The organism is Sphingomonas sp. (assembly GCF_024508665.1).
Lineage (GTDB): Bacteria > Pseudomonadota > Alphaproteobacteria > Sphingomonadales > Sphingomonadaceae > Sphingomonas.
Genome location: NZ_JANINP010000003.1, coordinates 23598 through 41664 on the forward strand (window position 1 = coordinate 23598; position 18067 = coordinate 41664).

12 protein-coding genes and 1 tRNA gene are annotated in these 18067 nt (G+C 65.3%); 3 read left to right on the forward strand and 10 right to left on the reverse strand.

Going from position 1 to position 18067, the window contains the following annotated elements; genetic code table 11:
- Positions 1-4 precede the first annotated feature (4 nt).
- The 8 genes from Q0L25_RS05365 to pnuC all read right to left on the reverse strand — a co-directional run bounded on the left by Q0L25_RS05365 (position 5) and on the right by pnuC (position 10356).
- On the reverse strand, positions 5-3388 hold the full coding sequence (locus tag Q0L25_RS05365) for a glycosyltransferase (RefSeq protein ID WP_296612271.1): 3384 nt from the start codon (positions 3386-3388) through the stop codon (positions 5-7).
- A 72-nt stretch (positions 3389-3460) separates the two neighbouring features.
- Positions 3461-4630: a glycosyltransferase gene (locus tag Q0L25_RS05370; RefSeq protein ID WP_296612273.1), complete on the reverse strand. Its 1170-nt coding sequence runs from the start codon at positions 4628-4630 to the stop codon at positions 3461-3463.
- Positions 4630-5577 (reverse strand): hypothetical protein, encoded by a 948-nt coding sequence (locus Q0L25_RS05375; protein WP_296612275.1) that lies wholly within the window; start codon positions 5575-5577, stop codon positions 4630-4632. Before Q0L25_RS05375 ends, Q0L25_RS05370 begins: the two co-directional genes overlap by 1 nt.
- A gap of 47 nt (positions 5578-5624) precedes the next feature.
- Positions 5625-6383 (reverse strand): polysaccharide deacetylase family protein, encoded by a 759-nt coding sequence (locus Q0L25_RS05380; protein ID WP_296612277.1) that lies wholly within the window; start codon positions 6381-6383, stop codon positions 5625-5627.
- Between the two features lie 109 nt (positions 6384-6492).
- Entirely contained in the window at positions 6493-7173 is a 681-nt protein-coding gene (locus tag Q0L25_RS05385; protein ID WP_296612279.1) for a spermidine synthase, read from the reverse strand.
- Positions 7174-7333: 160 nt separating this feature from the next.
- Complete coding sequence (gene lepA, locus Q0L25_RS05390; RefSeq protein WP_296612280.1) at positions 7334-9145, reverse strand: translation elongation factor 4; 1812 nt, start codon at positions 9143-9145, stop codon at positions 7334-7336.
- A gap of 75 nt (positions 9146-9220) precedes the next feature.
- A complete protein-coding gene (locus Q0L25_RS05395) occupies positions 9221-9754 on the reverse strand; it encodes an ATP-binding protein (protein ID WP_296612283.1) in 534 nt (177 codons plus the stop codon).
- Positions 9751-10356, reverse strand: a complete 606-nt coding sequence (gene pnuC, locus Q0L25_RS05400) for a nicotinamide riboside transporter PnuC (protein ID WP_296612285.1) — start codon at positions 10354-10356, stop codon at positions 9751-9753. Before pnuC ends, Q0L25_RS05395 begins: the two co-directional genes overlap by 4 nt.
- Before the next feature lie 251 nt (positions 10357-10607).
- On the opposite strand from pnuC, the gene Q0L25_RS05405 reads away from it, so the two are divergent.
- The 3 genes from Q0L25_RS05405 to Q0L25_RS05415 all read left to right on the forward strand — a co-directional run bounded on the left by Q0L25_RS05405 (position 10608) and on the right by Q0L25_RS05415 (position 12888).
- Positions 10608-11354, forward strand: a complete 747-nt coding sequence (locus Q0L25_RS05405; RefSeq protein WP_296612287.1) for a penicillin-binding protein activator LpoB — start codon at positions 10608-10610, stop codon at positions 11352-11354.
- Between the two features lie 66 nt (positions 11355-11420).
- Entirely contained in the window at positions 11421-12719 is a 1299-nt protein-coding gene (locus Q0L25_RS05410) for an FAD-dependent oxidoreductase (RefSeq protein WP_296612289.1), read from the forward strand.
- A 92-nt stretch (positions 12720-12811) separates the two neighbouring features.
- Positions 12812-12888, forward strand: a tRNA-Pro gene (locus tag Q0L25_RS05415).
- Between the two features lie 150 nt (positions 12889-13038).
- On the opposite strand, the gene Q0L25_RS05420 is transcribed toward Q0L25_RS05415, so the two are convergent.
- Both Q0L25_RS05420 and Q0L25_RS05425 read right to left on the reverse strand, forming a co-directional pair.
- Entirely contained in the window at positions 13039-15540 is a 2502-nt protein-coding gene (locus tag Q0L25_RS05420; RefSeq protein ID WP_296612291.1) for an ABC transporter permease, read from the reverse strand.
- Between the two features lie 10 nt (positions 15541-15550).
- Positions 15551-18058: an ABC transporter permease gene (locus Q0L25_RS05425; RefSeq protein ID WP_296612293.1), complete on the reverse strand. Its 2508-nt coding sequence runs from the start codon at positions 18056-18058 to the stop codon at positions 15551-15553.
- Between the last annotated feature and the right edge of the window lie 9 nt (positions 18059-18067).

Sequence of the window (18067 nt, forward strand, 5' to 3'; positions counted from 1 at the left end):
ACGTCTAGCCCGCCGCCTGCACGCGCCCGGTGCGCTGCAGCTTGCCCCAGCCGACACGCGGACCGCGCAGCGCCTGGGTGATCGCTTTCAGCACGACATAGTACATCACCTGGCGGTAGCCGATCCGCTGCGGGATCAGCAGCCAGAGCAGCGACCATCTCTCGCGCCGTTCGAGCGCGAAGGCGACGATGGCCGAGAGCAGGTCGATCGCGGTGAAGATGAGCCAATAGGCCAGCATCTTCTCGATACTGTGCTGGGTCTGATCCCAGCCATGCTGTTCGACCGCGAGCCAGGTCAGCGCGAAGCTGACGATCAGCGCGAGGTCGATGATCGGGCTGATCGCGGCGAGCACGATCTGGAACAGGATCGCCTGGGGCAGGCCGATCCACGCCAGTCCGCGCGGGCGCCCGCGCCCGATGATCGAGCCGTGCTTCCACAAGCACTGCAGCGTGCCGTAGGCCCAGCGGAAGCGCTGTTTGGCAAGGCCCTTGAAACTCTCGGGGCTTTCCGTCCAGGCGACGGCGAATTGGTCGTAACGGACTTTCCATCCGGCACGCTGGATCGCGATCGTCAGGTCCTGGTCCTCGGCCAAAGTGTCGTCGGGATAGCCGCCGACCGACCGGATCGCCTCGAGCCGCCACGCCCCGACCGCGCCCGGCACCACGGTCATCGCGTCGAGGCTGGCAAGCGCGCGGCGCTCCAGATTCTGCGCGGTGATATATTCGAGCGCCTGCCATTTGGTGACCAGATTGACCCGGTTGCCGACCTTGGCATTGCCCGCCACCGCACCGAGCTTCGGATCGCCGAACCAGCGCGCCAGTCGTGCGATGGTGGTCGGCTCGAACTGGGTGTCGGCGTCGAGCGCAATGACGATCTCGCCGGTGGCCAGCTCAAGCCCCTGGTTGAGCGCGCGCGCCTTGCCGCCGTTTTCTAGCGTCAACAGGCGTACTCTCGGATCGTCGGCGAAAGCGTCGCGCACGATCGCGCTGGTGCGGTCCTTCGATCCGTCGTCGATCACGATGACTTCGATCCTGACATCGGTCGAGGCAAGCACCGTCCGGATCGACCGCTCGATCACCGCTTCTTCGTTATAGGCGGGGATCATTACCGTCACGAAGCGTTCGGGATCGATCGCGGGGAATATCGTACGCCCCTCGCGCCGCGCCTGGATCAGCGCGAGCGCCGAGAGGATCACGGCCCGCAGGATGCCGATCGAGATCGCGAAGAGAAATATCCAACCGAGCGCGGTGACGACGGCGCCGATCGTGCCGAACAGGAATAGATCGACTTGGGCCGCGGCTCGGTCGCCTGGCGAAATCGGCGGCATCGCCTGATCGCGCGACAGGCCGGCGAGCTCGGACACCGGCACCAAGGTGAAGCCCATGGCGCGCAGCTTTTCGATGATCGTCGGCAGCGCCTCGATCGTCTGCTGACGGTCGCCGCCTGCGTCGTGGAGCAGGACGATATTGTGGCTGCATTGCGAATCGTCGCCCGACGCACAGCCGGTGCCGCGCTTGGCGACTCCATCGACGACATTGTCGATGATCGCCTGGACGCCCGGCCGCTGCCAGTCCTCGGCGTCGACATGTAGGCCGACCGAGATATAGCCGCGCTGCTGCGCGGCGTAGACAGGACCAAGCTCGTCCGCCGTGGTCGGCTCCGCGTCGCCGAAATAGGGGGCGCGGAACAGGCGCAGCGAGCGCCCGGTGAAGGCCTGGAACAACCGCTGGTTGGCGTTGAGCTCGATATCGGTGTCTGTCGCGGAGGCGCCGGCGAGATTGGGATGGGTGTAGGTGTGGCTGCCGACTTCATGCCCCTCGCGCACGATGCGTTCGAGCAGCCCGCGTTCGGTCAGGCCATTCTCTCCGACCATGAAGAACGTCGCCGGCGCATTGTAACGCTTCAGGATGTCGAGAATCTTCGGCGTCCATTGCGGATCGGGTCCGTCGTCGAAGGTCAGCGCGATCTTGTTCGGACTATAGCCGGTCCGCTGGATCATATATTGGCTGGGCAGCTGCAGGAAATCGACTGCGGTGATGTAGCCGTCACGCAGGGTCGTTACCTTGCGCTGTCCGGCGGCCGGCGTCGCCGCGACCTTCAGAATTTCGCCGCGGCCCTCGATGTCGACATCGGTGCCGTTCGGGATCGCCTCTATTACATTGGCCGGCGGCAGCGTCGGATGCGATCGGCCAAAGATCGACCAGATGCCGGGATCTTCAGACCCCAGCCGCCACAAGGCGATGCCGCCCAGGCCTGCGCGCCGCAAGAAGCCGATCTGGTTGTAGGCCGATGCCGCGTCGAGGAACCAGACGACATGCTTCTTGCCGTCCTCCTCATAGGAGAAGCCCGAATTGCCGCTGGCGGGATCGAAGCTCGGCATGGCGTCCGATTCGCGCGCTATCTGCCACGCTTCTTCGACCGTGACCGGATCGGCACCGCCGGGATACCAATTATAACCGTAATTGCCGATTGTTACGACCAGCTTCGACGCCGAGACACCGCGCGCCGCATCGGCGACGGCACGCGCGAACCAGGCCTGCGACGCGACCGGCCCGGGATCGCCCGAATTTTCGTGCTCGTCATACGACATCAGGAAGATGCGATCGACGATCTTGGCATAGGCCGGCAGGTTCCACGACCTGTCTCCGACAGGCACCGCGATCGTTATCAGCCAGCCGTGCCGGTCGAACCGGGTGTTCGCCTCGTCGAGGAACGCCAGATAGTCGCGTTGCGCCGAAGGCGGCAGCTGCTCGAAATCGAACATCGCGCCGGCCGCATGGTTGCCCAGCAGCCAGGGCTCCAGCTTGTCGAGGAACGCCTTGCGCAGCTTCGGATCGTGCAGCATCGCCGCCATACCGCGCCCATCGAACTCGCCCTGGATGGCGTTCTGGATCATCGGCAGTACCAGCGGGCGGCGCGCGGCGCCGTTGATCACGGCACGCCCGGCGGTGTCGCTGAACACGGTGATCGTATGCTTCGGCCCGGTCACCGACACCCAGCCGGGAATCACCCAATCGAGATCGTTGATGTGCCGCCGCAGCGATTCGGCGCTCTGTCCGTCCCACGGCACGTGAAAGGCGATCGCCAGCGGCACGTTGCCGGCGGTCTTGGCTTCCTTCGACCGCGTCTCGCCCGTCAGCTTGCGGCCATACCAGTCGATGGTGCGGCCCGTGCGCTTGAGCAACGTATCGTGCGGGGGCGCCAGCCGGTGCAACGGTCGCTCGGTGTTGATCGGAAGCAACGGTTGCGTCGGAACGATCCCGATCGACGCTCCGAACACCGCCGCGGACAGTACCAGCAGCATGATGAAGGCAGCGACGCCGAGCGCGAAGCGCCGCCGCCGCCGGCCCGAGGGATCATAGAAGATTGGGGCGCCGGTCGCGGTCATCGGATGCGTGTCGTGGCACTGCCCGCGCCTGCCATCAAGTGGGTGCGTTCGATCGGCTCGATCGGCCGCGGATCACGCCGCCGCACGGGCGACCGATCGCTTGTACACCGCAAACAGATCGCTGAAATGCGCGTCCATCAATCGGACTTGCGGCGCCAACGCCGCCGCACGCCGACGCTCCGCCAGGAGATCTTCGCCAAGATAGGCCGTCAGCCGCTCGCCGAGATCGCGCGCATCGCACGCGGCGTAGCGAATGCCGCATCCTGGCCGGTGGTGGTCGGCGGCACCACCGCGATCGGGCAGGATGAGCGGCAGGCCGCTTGCCGCACCTTCGGCCGCGACCATGCAGAACGTCTCAGCCTCGCAGCCGTGGATCAATGCATCAGCACTGGCCAACATCCGCGCCAGCCGGGCGCGATCGGTGATCGCCGGGGCGACGATGATGTGCGGCGAGCCTCGCGTGGCGCGAATGACGCGCGCGCGGTCGCGCCCGGAGCCGAACAGGACCAGGCCGACGGCGTGGTGCGATCCCGCCGCGAGCACGGCCTCGCAGATCATCGGCCAGCGCTTCTCGGGCGCCATACGGCCGAGCCCGACCAGCAAGGTCGCCTCGGGCGGCAGGTCGCATTGTTCCAGCATCTCGCGGCGCAACTGTTCGTCGCGCAGATCTGGTGAGAAGATTCCGGGCTGCACCCCCATCGGGATGGTCTGGGCCTTGGCCACGCCGCCGGTGCGCAATCGCTGCGTCAAATCGTCGCTGGCACTGACCACGAAATCGAACTGACGGTCGAGCTTGCGCAGATGGCGCCAATACCAGTCGAGCCGGCGGTCGATCGTCTCGATCGAAAACAGCCCCTGCAGCCAGCGATACGGATAGGCCGACAGGAAGTCGCAATGCATGATCAGCGCGCGCGGCGCAGCGCCACGCCAGCGGCCGACCATGGATGCACTCGTCCAGGGCGAGGCAACCTCGACCAGATCGGGGCGCCACTGATCGAGCGCGGCGTGCAGCCGGCCCTCATCGTCGAAATAATGGTAATTGCGGTCGAGCGGGAACGGCGCGGCGGCGATCGTCGCGATGACCGCACCGGGCGCGACTTCCTCGATCTTGTCTTCCGGGCCGGGCGCCAGGATGACGATCTCATGCCCGGCGGGCGGCCCTGCCTGCAGCTTGCGCTCGACATAGGTCTTCACCCCGCCGCCGGCGGGCGTGTAGAAGGCGCAGACGTCGACGATGCGCATCAGCGTTGCTCGATGTTCAGGGCTTCACGCGCGAGGTCGGTGACGGCAAGCGCCGCGCCGATCACGACCTGGCCCGCAAACACCACGCCCGCGACCACCGCAACCGTATCGGCGATGTTGGGCACGTCGTGCAGCATGCCAGCGGCGAGCCCGGCGAACACAAGATCCTTGTTCGGCAGGAACGGCAGTCGCGTGACGAATTGGCGCGCGGCCGACAGCAGCAGCCACCAGCCGAGCGACACGCCGGGCATGACCATGGCCCATAGCAATCCGAACATCATCGTCACGGCGATCGACCGCGCCGTATGGATCGCCGCGATCCGCCAGAATTGCGCGCGCGACACCGCGAACAGGCGGTGGCGGAACAGCATCACGACCATCGACGAGGCGACCAGGAACACGCCCGACCACAGAATGTGCACGTTCATCGCGCCGAATTCGAGCGGCCCGGGCACCGCGATCGCCGCCAGCAGCAAGGCCAACGTGACGATATTGCCGGCCAGTGCCGACAGCACCGCGACGTCGCGCACCGCTCCGAACGGCGATCCCGGAATTGACGCGTTGCGGCGCGCCCAGAGATAGAATTGCAACTCGCCCGAATAGCCGAACAGCAATTCGTTCGAGGCAGATTTGCGGAGCAAGGCGACGAGCCCGCCGCCCAACGGCAACGGCCAGAGCCCGCGGAAGATGACATAGTCGGCGATCGGTTGGATCGCGAGCAGCAACGCCATGCCGATCCAGAAGGCGATCGATGTCGGCAGCAACTGGCCGAGCGCCGCTAGGTCCGCCCGGCCCAGGAAGCGTGCAACGACGAAAATGATCGCGATCGAGAGGATGGGCCCCGTCCAGCGGAGCCAGGGAGCAGTAGCGCGATCCCCCGCGCTGCGTGCCCAATCGGCAACCGTGGCGGCCTCCATTCCGCGTACGGCCCGTGACATGTCGTTCATTCGATCGCTACCTTACCCGTCCCTTTCCCGTGTTTGTCTCTGGCCGCTCACGCCCCCGCGGCCGGCAGGAATTCTCGGTATCGGGCAAAACGCGCGCCGCGCGACAAAGCGGCAATCGTTCGCGCAATACTGTCGGTCAGTGCCGGTACATTGGTGTCTCCAGGATGAACGGCAACCCTCATCCACGGTTTTCGCGGCAAAGCGGCGCGGGCCAACGTCGCCACGGCCAGCGACGAAGCGATGCGCCAGCGGCTGCGGCTGGCCCAGGTGATGACCGGTCCCTTCGCGACGACCTCGCCGGTCGTGGGGCGCCACACTTTCATGTGATCCTCGGCGAGCGCGAAGCCTTCCTCGCCCAGCGCCCGCATCGCGCCTTCGCCATAGAGCCAGGCCGGCGCGATGAATCCGGCCGCCGGTCGGCCGATGATGTCCTCGATCAGCTTGCGCCCATCCGCCATTCGCGCGCGCGCGATATCGCGGTCTAGCCCCAGGAACTCCCCCTCGCCCGCGGTCATCCGCTTGGCCTTGAACCTGGCCAGCGCGCCATCATGCTCGCTGCGATCGAGGTGGAACCAGCCATGAACGAACATGTCGACCCCCGTGTCCGACCAGGCGCGCAGTCGCGAGGCGAAGGGCGTGCCTGCGCGAATGGGGGAATCGCCCCAGTGATCGGGCACGACCAGCATCGCATAACGCGGCGCCGGCATGTCGCGCGAGACGAGGTCGGCGAGCCGATCGATCTTCCCCTCGAACTTGGGGGAGACGTCGTGGATCGAAACCAGCAGAGAGGGTTCAGGACGAGCCATCGGGCAGACAATCAGCGAAATATGGGGTGCGGGCGCCGCTAGGCCCGTTTCGGACGGACCGCAAGTGCAGGAATGTCGCAGTCTGTCGCCGTTTTTTGCATGCGAACAGCTAGTCGGCGCTGCGCGTCCCGAACCAGAGCACGTGCCGCGGACCCTTGCCGTTGCTGCGGGCGCGAGTCACGATCTCGTCCACCGCGAAGCCGCACGACGCGAATTTGCGGGCGAAGCGCGGGTCGGGCGCCGCCGACCAGATCGCGAGGATGCCGCCGGGGCGCAGCGCTCGCCAGGCATTCTCCAGCCCGCGTTCGGAATAGAGCCGGCCGTTGCTCGCGCGGGTCAGGCCGTCGGGACCGTTGTCGACGTCGAGCAGGATCGCGTCATACTGCGCCTGGCCGTTGTCGATGAGCGCCGCAACGTCGTCGCCGACGACGCTGACGCGCGGATCGTCGAGGCAGCCGGCGGCGAGCTCGGCCATCGGGCCGCGCGCCCAGGCGATGATCTCGGGCACCAGTTCGGCCACGGTCAGCTTGGCGTCGGCGCCCAACGAGCGCAGCGCGGCGCGCAAGGTGAAGCCCATGCCGTAGCCGCCGATCAGCAGATGCGGCGCCTTGCGTCCCTTGAGCCGCTGGCAGGTCTCGGTCGCCAGCACTTCCTCCGACCCGCTCATCCGGCTGTTCATCAGCTCGTTGCGGTCGAGCACGATCATGAAGTCCGCGCCGCGCCGAAACAGGCGCAGTTCGTCATTGGTGCCGGGAATGCGCGCGACGTCGATGAGTTCGCGGGGAATCATGATTGTCTATCTCCAGGCCGGAACGCCCGTTCGTCACCCCGGACTTGTTCCGGGGTCCAAGGTGCCGCGAGGGAAGCCCCCGAACCTCTTGCCCTCAGCCTGCCGCCCGTTGGACCCCGGCACAAGGCCGGGGTGACGGTTATCAGACTACGACCCAGGTCTAATTCTCGTCGCCCATCCTGAGCGCGGCGATGAAGGCCTCCTGCGGAATCTGCACCGAACCATATTCGCGCATGCGCTTCTTGCCTTCCTTCTGTTTTTCCAGAAGCTTGCGCTTGCGGGTTATATCGCCACCGTAACATTTGGCGGTAACATCCTTGCGCATCGCAGCAATCGTCTCGCGGGCGATGACCTTGCCGCCGATCGCGGCCTGGATCGGAATCTTGAACAAGTGGCGCGGGATCAGGTCCTTGAGGCGCTCGCACATGCCGCGACCGCGGCTTTCGGCGGTGCCGCGATGGACGATCATGCTGAGCGCGTCGACCGGCTCGTTATTGACCAGGATCGACATCTTGACGAGGTCGCCCTCACGATAGCCGATCTGGTGATAGTCGAAGCTGGCATAACCGCGGCTGATCGACTTGAGACGATCATAGAAATCGAACACCACTTCGTTGAGCGGCAGTTCGTAGGTCACCTGCGCGCGGCCGCCCACATAGGTCAGGTTCTTCTGGATTCCGCGGCGGTCCTGGCAGAGCTTGAGGATCGAGCCGAGATATTCGTCGGGGCAATAGATCGTCGCTTCGATCCACGGCTCGCTGATCAGCGCGATCTTGTTGGGATCGGGCATGTCGGCCGGGTTATGCAGCTCGATATGGCCCTGCCCGTGGGTCAGCTCGATCTGATAGACCACTGACGGCGCGGTGGTGATCAGGTCGAGATCATATTCGCGGGTCAGTCGCTCCTGGATGATCTCCAGATGCAACAGGCCGAGAAAGCCGCAGCGGAAGCCGAAGCCGAGCGCGGCGGAAGTTTCCATCTCGAACGAAAAGCTGGCATCGTTGAGACGCAGTTTCGAAATGCTCTCACGAAGCTTTTCGAAGTCGTTGGCGTCGACCGGGAAAAGCCCGCAGAACACCACGGGCTGGACTTCCTTGAACCCCGGCAACGGTTCGGCGGCGGGCCGCTTGGTGTCGGTCAGCGTGTCGCCGACGCGCGCCTGGGCCACGTCCTTGATCTGCGCGGTGATGAAGCCGATCTCGCCCGGGCCGAGATCGGTCAGTTGCTCGATCTTGGGCCGGAAGCAACCGACGCGGTCGACCAGATGCTGGGTGCCGGCTTGCATGAAGGTGACCTGTTGGCCCTTCTTGAGCACGCCATCGATCACGCGGACCAGGATGACGACGCCGAGATAGGGGTCGTACCAGCTGTCGACCAGCATCGCCTTGAGCGGCGCCGCCGGATCGCCCTTGGGCGGCGGGATGCGCTGGACCACCGCTTCGAGCACCTCGCCGATACCGATTCCCGATTTGGCCGAAGTCAGCACCGCATTCGACGCGTCGAGCCCGATCACTTCCTCGATCTCGAGCTTGACCTTCTCCGGCTCGGCGGCGGGCAAGTCGATCTTGTTGATTACCGGCACGATCTCATGGTCGTGCTCGATCGACTGATAGACGTTGGCGAGCGTCTGCGCCTCGACCCCCTGGGCGGCGTCGACCACCAGCAAGGCGCCCTCGCAGGCGGCCAGGCTGCGCGAGACCTCATAGGCGAAGTCGACGTGACCGGGCGTGTCCATCAGGTTGAGCGTGTAGGTCTCGCCGTCCTGCGCCTTGTAGGAGAGGCGCACGGTCTGCGCCTTGATGGTGATGCCGCGTTCGCGCTCGATGTCCATATTGTCGAGCACCTGTTCGGACATCTCGCGGTCGGACAGGCCGCCGGTCGCCTGGATCAGGCGATCGGCGAGCGTCGACTTGCCATGGTCGATATGCGCGATGATCGAGAAATTGCGGATTTTGTCGAGCGGCGTGGACACGGGAATCTTTGCATTGAAGAGGGATTTGCCGCGCCGATAGCAGGCATGCGGCCAAACGCCAAAACCCTGGATAGATCAGGCGCCCGACAGCGACTTCTCTGTGCCGAGGATCGCCCGGAGCGCGGTCAGGTAGCGCTGATCCCCCTCTCCGCTCACCATCGTCCAGCGCACGCCGCGGCGTTCGAGCACTTCCATCGACAATTCGTAGAAGCGCTGGCGCTTTTCCGGCGTGCCGAACATCCGCGTGCCGTCGTCGACCCAGGGCAGGTCGATATCGAACAACAGATAGAGATCGGCAAAGCCGTTCCACGAATCGAACCATGGATCGTGGCGGCCGAACAGCATCTCCGCCCAAACCTCGGTCATCAGCGGATCGGTGTCGAGGATAACCGGCGTCCGCCCGCTGGCGATCGCTTGCCGCGTCTGGGCGTCGTGCGCCTGTGCGATCGCGACCAGGTCGGCCATCGTCCAGTTGGTGCCGAACGCCTCGGTATAGGTGCGGCCATATTCGGCCACGCAAGCCGAGCCGAAATGGCGCGCCAGTTCGGCCGCGATGGTGGACTTGCCCGTGCTTTCCGGACCGTGGAGGCAGATCGAGCGAAGCTTCATGCCTCCGCCCCTTGCCGCGCGGCTCGCCAACGCGCCAGCCCCAGTACCGCAATTCCCAGCAACAGGACGTAGAGGCCGGTGGTGATCCACAGCGCCTTTGCCGCGTACAGGCCGATCGAGACCAGATTGGCGAGGATCCATAGCCACCAATTTTCGAGCTTGCGCACCGACATCAGATATTGCGCGGCAACACTGATCATCGCGACCGAGGCGTCCCACCAGGGAAAGGATGCGTCGGTGAAGCGGTGCATCAGCCAGCCCCAGCCCAGGATGGCGAGGACGATGCCGGCGGCCCAGGCTAGCCGCACCGTCCTGGTCAGCCGCTCGACCACGACCTCGCCCGCCTCGCGCTGCGACCGCCGCCACTGCCACAGACCGTAGAATTGCACGATCAGGAAGAAGACCTGGAGCAGGGTGTCGCTGTAGAGCTTGGCGCGGAAGAACACGACGCCATAGATCGCGACGCCGGCGATCCCGAAAGCGTAATTCCAGATGCTCCTGCGTGCCACCAGCCAGACGTTGATCAGGATGAGCAGCGCGGCGACGCCCTCGACCGGCGACATCTCGCTCAGGAATTCGCGCACGATGCCGAGCGATGCCATGAGGCTCGACGATAGCGCCGCGCCCGCCATCGGCAAGGTTTTCGCTGCACCGCCGCTATCGCAACGGGCTCAAACGCATGACGGAAAACGCCTATTTCGTGGCGTACCGCTCTGCTAGGAACCGCGGCAGGATGCAGGGCGGGTCGCATCTCCGGCATCGTAACGCGTTGCGCCACGGCAAGGGCCGGGCCGCGCAACTTGGGTCATCCGCGCCGACCGATCGAGCATCGTCGGCGCATGGGGAGGATTAGATGCGTAAGGTGACATTGGTGGCCGCTGCGGCGGCGATGGTGCTTTCGATTTCGCCGGCAATGGCCCAGCGCGACAGGTCCTCCGGCCGCAAGGATCAGGATCGCGGCATGCGCGAAATGCCGCATTGCGCCAAGCCTCTCGGCACGATCGCGATGGTCGAGCCGGAAAACCAGTGGTGGCGGCAGTACAACCTGGGCAGCCCCGAGGCGATCCTGAAGGTGTTCGTCCAGGAATCGCGTTGCTTCACGCTCGTCAATCGTGGCCGTTCGATGCAGAGCCGTGCGATGGAGCGCGCCCTGGCCGACAATGGCGAGCTGCAGGCTGGATCGAACATGGGCAAGGGCCAGGTCCGCGCGGCGGACTTCCTGCTCGAACCGAACATCGTCACCACGAACGACAATTCGGGCGGCAGCAATGTCGGCGGTGCGATCGGCGGCGTGCTCAGCCGCTTCGGCGGCGGCGGCGCGAACGTGATCGGCTCGCTCGCCGGCGGCATCAACATCAAGAAAGGTGAAGCCAACGTCACGCTATCGGTGGTCGACTCGCGTACTACCGAGGAAAGCGTCGTCGAGGGCTATTATCGCAAGACGGATGTCGGTTTCAGCGCGGCAACCGGCGCCAGCTGGTGGGGTGGCTTCGCCTCGGCCGGCGGCGGCGGCTATCAGAACACGCAAATCGGCCAGGTGATCGTGCTCGCCTATCTGGATGCGTACATCAAGCTGGTCGACCAGCTGGGCGGCCGGTAGCCCGTAGGCGGGTTGCCAAGGGATTGCGACACGCTAGGTTCCCCCTCCTGAACCACAGGAGGGGACATGCGTCACGTTGCGATCGTCGGTTCGGGTCCCGCCGGTTACTACACCGCCGAAGCGTGCCAGAAGCAGTTCGGCGATGAGGTCAGGATCGACATCATCGATCGCTTGCCTGTCCCCTATGGCCTGATCCGCACCGGCGTCGCACCCGACCATCAGTCGATCAAGGGCGTTTCGCGCCGGTACGAGGCCACCGCGCTGTCGGACAATGTCCGCTTCGTCGGCAACGTGACCGTGGGCAAGGAGGTTTCGATCGCCGAATTGCTCGAGCTCTACGATGCCGTCGTATTGGCGACCGGCGCGCCCGCCGATCGCGCCTTGGGCATTCCCGGCGACGACCTGCCCGGCGTGGTCGGGTCGGCCGCCTTTGTCGGCTGGTATAACGGCCATCCCGATTTTGCCGACCTCGCGCCCGTACTCGACGGCCCCGGCGCGGTGATCGTCGGCGCCGGCAATGTCGCGCTCGATGTGGCGAGGGTGCTCGCCAAGACCGGAGCCGAATTCTCCGGCTCGGACATCGTCGGTCATGCGCTCGACTCGCTCGAGCGCGCCAGGCACGAGCGCATCACCATCCTCGCGCGGCGCGGCCCGCACCAGATCGCGATGACGCCCAAGGAACTCGGCGAACTGGGGCACCTCGAACGCGCCGCTCCACGCGTCGATGCCGCCGACCTGCCGCCGGAAGCGGAGGATGCCGCGCTGGAGCCGGGCTTGCGCAAGTCGGTCGGGCATCTGCGCAGCTTCGCCGCGGCTCAGGTCGAAAAGCCGATCACGATCGAGTTCGATTTCTATGCGATGCCGATCGCGATCGAAGGCCACGGCAAGGTCGAGCGGGTAATCGTCGAACGCACCGCGATCGATGCCGAGGGCCGCGCCAATGGAACCGGCGAGACGTACGCAATACCCGCCGCGCTGGTAGTCAGCTGCATCGGCTATCGCACCCCACCCATCGAGGGCGTGCCCTATGACGCGAAGCTTGGACGCTTCGCCAATGACGAAGGACGGATCGCGCCGGGTCTGTACGCGGTCGGCTGGGCACGGCGCGGCCCGACCGGCACGATCGGGACCAACCGTCCCGACGGCTTCATGATCGCAGAACAGATCGCGGACGACACGGCGGAGGATTATGGCAAGAACGGCCGCGCAGGGCTCGACCTGCTGCTGCGCGATCGCAATGTCGACGTCGTCACTTTTCGCGACTGGCAGAAGATCGAAGCCGCGGAGATTTCGGCGGCGCGCGACGGATCCCCGCGCGAGAAGTTCACCAGCATCGATGCCATGCTCGCGGCGCGCGCGGAGTGACACAGCCGAGTGATACAAGCGCTTGCGCGACTCCACCCGCATGGTTATAGGCGCCCCCTCGCAAGCCCGGGTTCGCCCGGAGATGCGCCGGTCGGGGAATAGCTCAGCCTGGTAGAGCACTGCCTTCGGGAGGCAGGGGCCGGAGGTTCGAATCCTCTTTCCCCGACCAATTTCCCGGTAAGAGCGAACGTTCGGGGGACGTTCGCCCAGGAAATTCCCGAGCGACAGCGAGGGCAGTTAGCCCAACGCGATCCCAAAACAAAAAAACGCCGGGACGTCTCCGCCCCGGCGCCAAGTTATCCAGGCCCTCCCCTGAACCCTATTCGTAACGCAACGCCTTGATCGGGCTTGCCTGCGCCACGCGCACGGCATGTCCCGCGATCGTCCCCGCCGCGATCACCACTGCCAGCAAGCCCGCCTCGACGAAGGGCAGCGGCGTTAGCGTCACCCGCGTGTCGAAGCCGTTGAGCCAGCCGCGCATCAACCACCAGGCGACCGGCCAGGCGACAAGGTTGGCGATCAGCACCGGCCGGCTGAATTGCCACACCAGCAGCCGGACGATGTCGCGGGTGCGCGCGCCCAGCACCTTGCGGATACCGATCTCCTTGGTGCGCCGTTCGGCGGTGAATGCGGCCAGCCCGAACAAGCCGAGGCAACCGATTACCACCGCCAGGATCGCGAACATGCCGAACAATTGCGCGCTCTTCTCGTCGATATTGTAGAGATCGTGGATGATGTCCTCGACGAAGCGCGAATTGAGCGACAGGCCGGGCACCGAGCGCTTCCACACCCGCTCGACCGTCGCCTGCGCCGTCCGCGGATCGCCGTTGAAGCGAACCATCAGCTGATTGAAGGCGCCGTTGGTGATGTAATAATAAATGATCGGCTGCACCGGATCGCGCGCCGAACGATAGCGGACGTCGCTCACCACGCCGACGACATTGGCCGTGACCGGGCCCGCTTCGTTGCTGGCGATGATATATTGGACCTGCTTGCCGACGGCCGCCGCGGGCGACGGGAAGCCCAGCCTCCGGGCGGCCGATTCGGACAGCACCACGTTGACGCCGCGCGCCGTGAGCGCCTTTTCGGCATTGAGATCGGGCGGGTTCGGCAGGGTCGAATCGTCCATCGCCACCGTTTCCGAGAAATTGCGCCCGGCAAGCACGCGCACGCCCAACGTGTCGAAGGCGTGCGTGTCGACGCCATAGACGCCGAGCGTTACCGGCTTGCCGCCCGGCACGTTGACGTCGGTTGTCGAATTGTTGCCCGACGCGATGCCGAGCGACACGCGCGCCGCGTCGACGATACCAGGTTGCTTGCGCAATTCCTGGAGCAATGTCGGCGCCGCTGCCTCGACCGGCGCGCGGGCGATGCCGTTGAGCTGGAGCAACCCGTCGCGCTTGTAGCCCGCGTCGAGGTTGCGGGCATATTCGGTCTGTGCGTAGATCACTGAGGTGCAGATGATCAGCCCGATCGATACCGCGAACTGGGTGATGACGAGCAGGCTGCGCAGCCGCCCGCTACCTTCCGCATCGGCCGCCGACTTGTTCGCCTTGAGAATCCGCGCCGGCTCGAACCGCGACAGATAGAAAGCGGGGTACAGCCCGCCCGCCAGCCCGACCAGCACGGTCAGCGCGATCACCGGCAAGAGGATGCCCGATAGTCCGAAATAGCTGAACTGCATGTCGGCATTGAGGAAGGCGTTGAGCGGCCGGATGGCGAGTTCGGCCAGCGCCAGCGCGATCAGCATCGCGATCGACGAGACCAGCATCGATTCGCCGACAAATTGCGTGATGAGTTGCTGCCGGTTCGCGCCCAGTACCTTGCGCAGCGCGACTTCGCGGGCGCGCTGTGAAGCACGGGCGGTGGCGAGATTGGTGAAGTTCATGCAGGCCATCGCCAGGATCAGCAACGCGACGACGCCGAAGGTCAGCACAGATTGGCGATTGCCGTTGGGCCGGCCTTGCCCCTGCCCTTTGCTCAGATGTAGATCGCGCACGTTGATGAGGTGGAAATCCTCGAACTGGCCGGGATTGGTCACGGGGTTGCTGCCGACGTCATCGGGGATGTTGCGCTTTTTCCAGGTGGCCAATTGCGCCTGGATCGTCTGGGGGTCGGTACCCGGCTTGAGCCGGACGTAGATTTCTCCGTTCGACCACGTCCACGACGTCACCACATCGGGCGTCTTGCGGAAATACTCGAGCGGATCGATCCGCAAGACCGTGGTCATATCGAAATGGCTGTTCTTGGGCAGGTCCTTGAACACGCCCGTCACGCGGTAATCGGCGGTCATGTCGCCGCTGGAGACGGTGACCGTCTTGCCCAGCGGATCGCTGTCGCCGAACCGCGCTTCGGCCTCGCTCTCGCTCAGCACCATCGAATGCGGATCGTCGAGCGCGGTCGCGCGGTTGCCGCGCACGAAGGGTACGCGCACGACGTCGAACAGCGGACCGTCGGTAACGAACGCCTTCTTGGCAGCGGTCGGCGTACCGTCCTGAAGGAAGGTGACGTTCTGCGACGACGCCCACACTACCCGCCCGACCTGAGGGAAATCCTTCTTGAGCGCGCCGCCCGCGACATAGGCGGTTGTCAGCGAGGTACCCGGCTGCTGCCCGCCCGGAGAGGGCAGATATTCGGTCGCCAGCTCGTAGGTGTTCTCGGCCTCGGGCAGCCAATTGTCATAGCTGAACTCATAGCGGACATAGGTCAGGATGAGCAGGCACGCGGCCAGGCCGATCGCCAGTCCGGCAATGTTGATAACGGCATAGACGCGGTTCTTGAGCAGGGCACGGATGCCGACGGTCAGGTAGTTACGCCACATCGGGCCTCTCCTATTCGTAGCGCAGAGCGTTGATCGGGTTGGTGCGGGCGATGCGGATCGCATGCCCGGCGACGGTTGCCAGGGCGATGCCGAGCGTCAGCGCACCGGCGAGGGCGAAGGGAGTCGGCCCGAGCGCGATCCGGGTGTCGAAGCCGTTGAGCCAGTCGCGCATCAGCCACCAGGCGACCGGCCAGGCGATCAGATTGGCGATCAGCACCGGCCGGCTGAATTGCCAGACCAGCAGTCGCACGATGTCGAGCGTACGCGCGCCCAGTACCTTGCGGATGCCGATCTCCTTGGTCCGCCGCGCCGCGGTGAAGGCAGCCAGCCCGAACAGGCCGAGACAGCCGATCACCACGGCGAGGATCGCGAACGCGGCGAACAATTGGCCGCGCGCGGTTTCGCGATCATATTGCTCGCGAACCAGATCGTCGGCGAAGCTCGCCTTGAAGGGCACGTTCGGGATCAGGCGGCGCCAAAGCTGCTCGATCGAGTCGCGCATCGTACCGGGGGCGACGCCGGCGTACCGCACCGCGACCTGGTTGAAGCCGTTGCGCTGCATGACGAACGCGATGGGCTGCAACGGCTCGCGCAGCGAGCGGAACCGCGCATCCGATACCACGCCGACGATGGTGCACGGCACCAGTCCGAACTGGGGAAGCGTGAAGGCGCCGGACAATTGTTTGCCGATCGCGCTGCGGGCATCGGCGAAGCCCAGCCGCCGCGCGGCACTTTCGGTGGCGACGATGTTGAGGCCGCGCGCGACCAGCGCGCGTTCGGCATCCGGATTCATCGGATGCGGCGTGGTCGCGTCGTCGCGCCCATAGGTTTGCGAAAAATCGCGGCCGGCCAGGATCCGCATCCCCATTGCCGGGAAGAAGCCGGTCTGGACCGCATACAGGCCTAGCGACACCGCATTCGCGTTCCCCGGCAGGTAGAAACTGGAGATTGAATTGTTGCCCGGGGCGACCGCGATCTGTGTACCCGCCGCCGCGCGCACGCCGGGCAGCCGACGGATCTGATCGACCAGCGACAGCGCCTGATCGTCGGACACGCCGCGGAACGTCAGATTTTCGACCTGGAGCAGGCCGTCGCGCCGATAGCCCGCGTCGACCGTGCGGGCATAAACCGTCTGGGCGTAGATCACACTGGTGCAGACGATCAGCGCGATCGACACGGCGAACTGGCCGATCACCAGCACGTTGCGCAGCCGCCCGGAGCCCTGCGCGTCGGCCGCCGACTTGTTCGCCTTGAGGATCTTCGCCGGTTCGAACCGCGAGAGATAGATCGCCGGATAGAGACCGCCGATCACGCCGACGATCAGCACGAGCACGATGCCGGGCAACAACACGCCGTCCGATCCCAGATAATGGAGCTGGATGCCGGCATCGAGGAAGCGGTTGAAGAAGGGCAGGATCAGTTCGACCGCGGTGAAGGCCACCAGCAACGCGATCAGCGTTACGAGCACCGATTCCCCGACGAACTGAACGATCAGCTGACGCGGGCTGGCGCCAAGCACCTTGCGCAGCGCCACTTCCCGGGCCCGCTGCGAAGCGCGCGCCGTGGCGAGGTTGACGAAGTTGACGCACGCCATGCCCAGCACCAGCAACGCGATGACGGCGAAAGTGGTGACCGTGGCGTTGTCGTTGCCGGGGGTCATTGCCCCATTCTGCGCCTTGCCGAGATGCACATCGCGCAGATTGACCAGCTTATAATCCTGCGCGTCGCCCGGATTGTAGCGCTGGCCATCGGCCACAGTGTCGGGGATATTGCGCTTCTTCCACGCCGGGAACTGGGCCATGATCGCCGCCGCGTCGGCACCGGGACGAAGCTTGACGTAATGCCAGCCTTCCTGATCGTCCCAATTGGTCAGGACCTGGGTGCGATCGGCGAACTGGACGTCCATGTCGAACCGCGCGACCATCGTCGCGCTGAAGCTGCTGTTCTTGGGGATGTCCTGGAAGACGCCGGCGACGCGGTAATCGACATTGCCGGTATTATCGACGACCGTCAGCGTCTTGCCGATCGGATCGGCGTTGCCGAACCGCCGCCGCGCTTCGCTTTCGCTCAGCACCATCGAATGGGCGTCGTTGAGCGCGGAGCGCGCGTCGCCCTTCACGAACGGGACCTGGAGAATGTCGAAGATGTTGCCGTCGACCATTCTGAGCGTGCTTTGCGACGGCTCGCCGTCCTGGATCACGATCGGCGAGAAGGCGCGGACGAACACGATTTTCTCGATCTGCGGAAAGTCCTTCGCCAGCGCGCGGCCTGCCGCCAACGAGCTCATCTGGAGGTACATTTCCTCCCCGCCCTGCGGCGTGGCGTGATAATAGGTCTGGAGCTGATACGCGCGGCTGGCGCCCTTCATCCACCCGTCGTAGCTCTCCTCATACCGGACATAGAGCAGGATCAGGACGCAAGCGGCGAGCCCGATCGCGAGACCGAGAATATTGATCACCGCATAGACGCGGCTCTTGAGCAGCGAGCGGATGCCGACGGTCAGATAGTTGCGCCACATCGGGCTTCT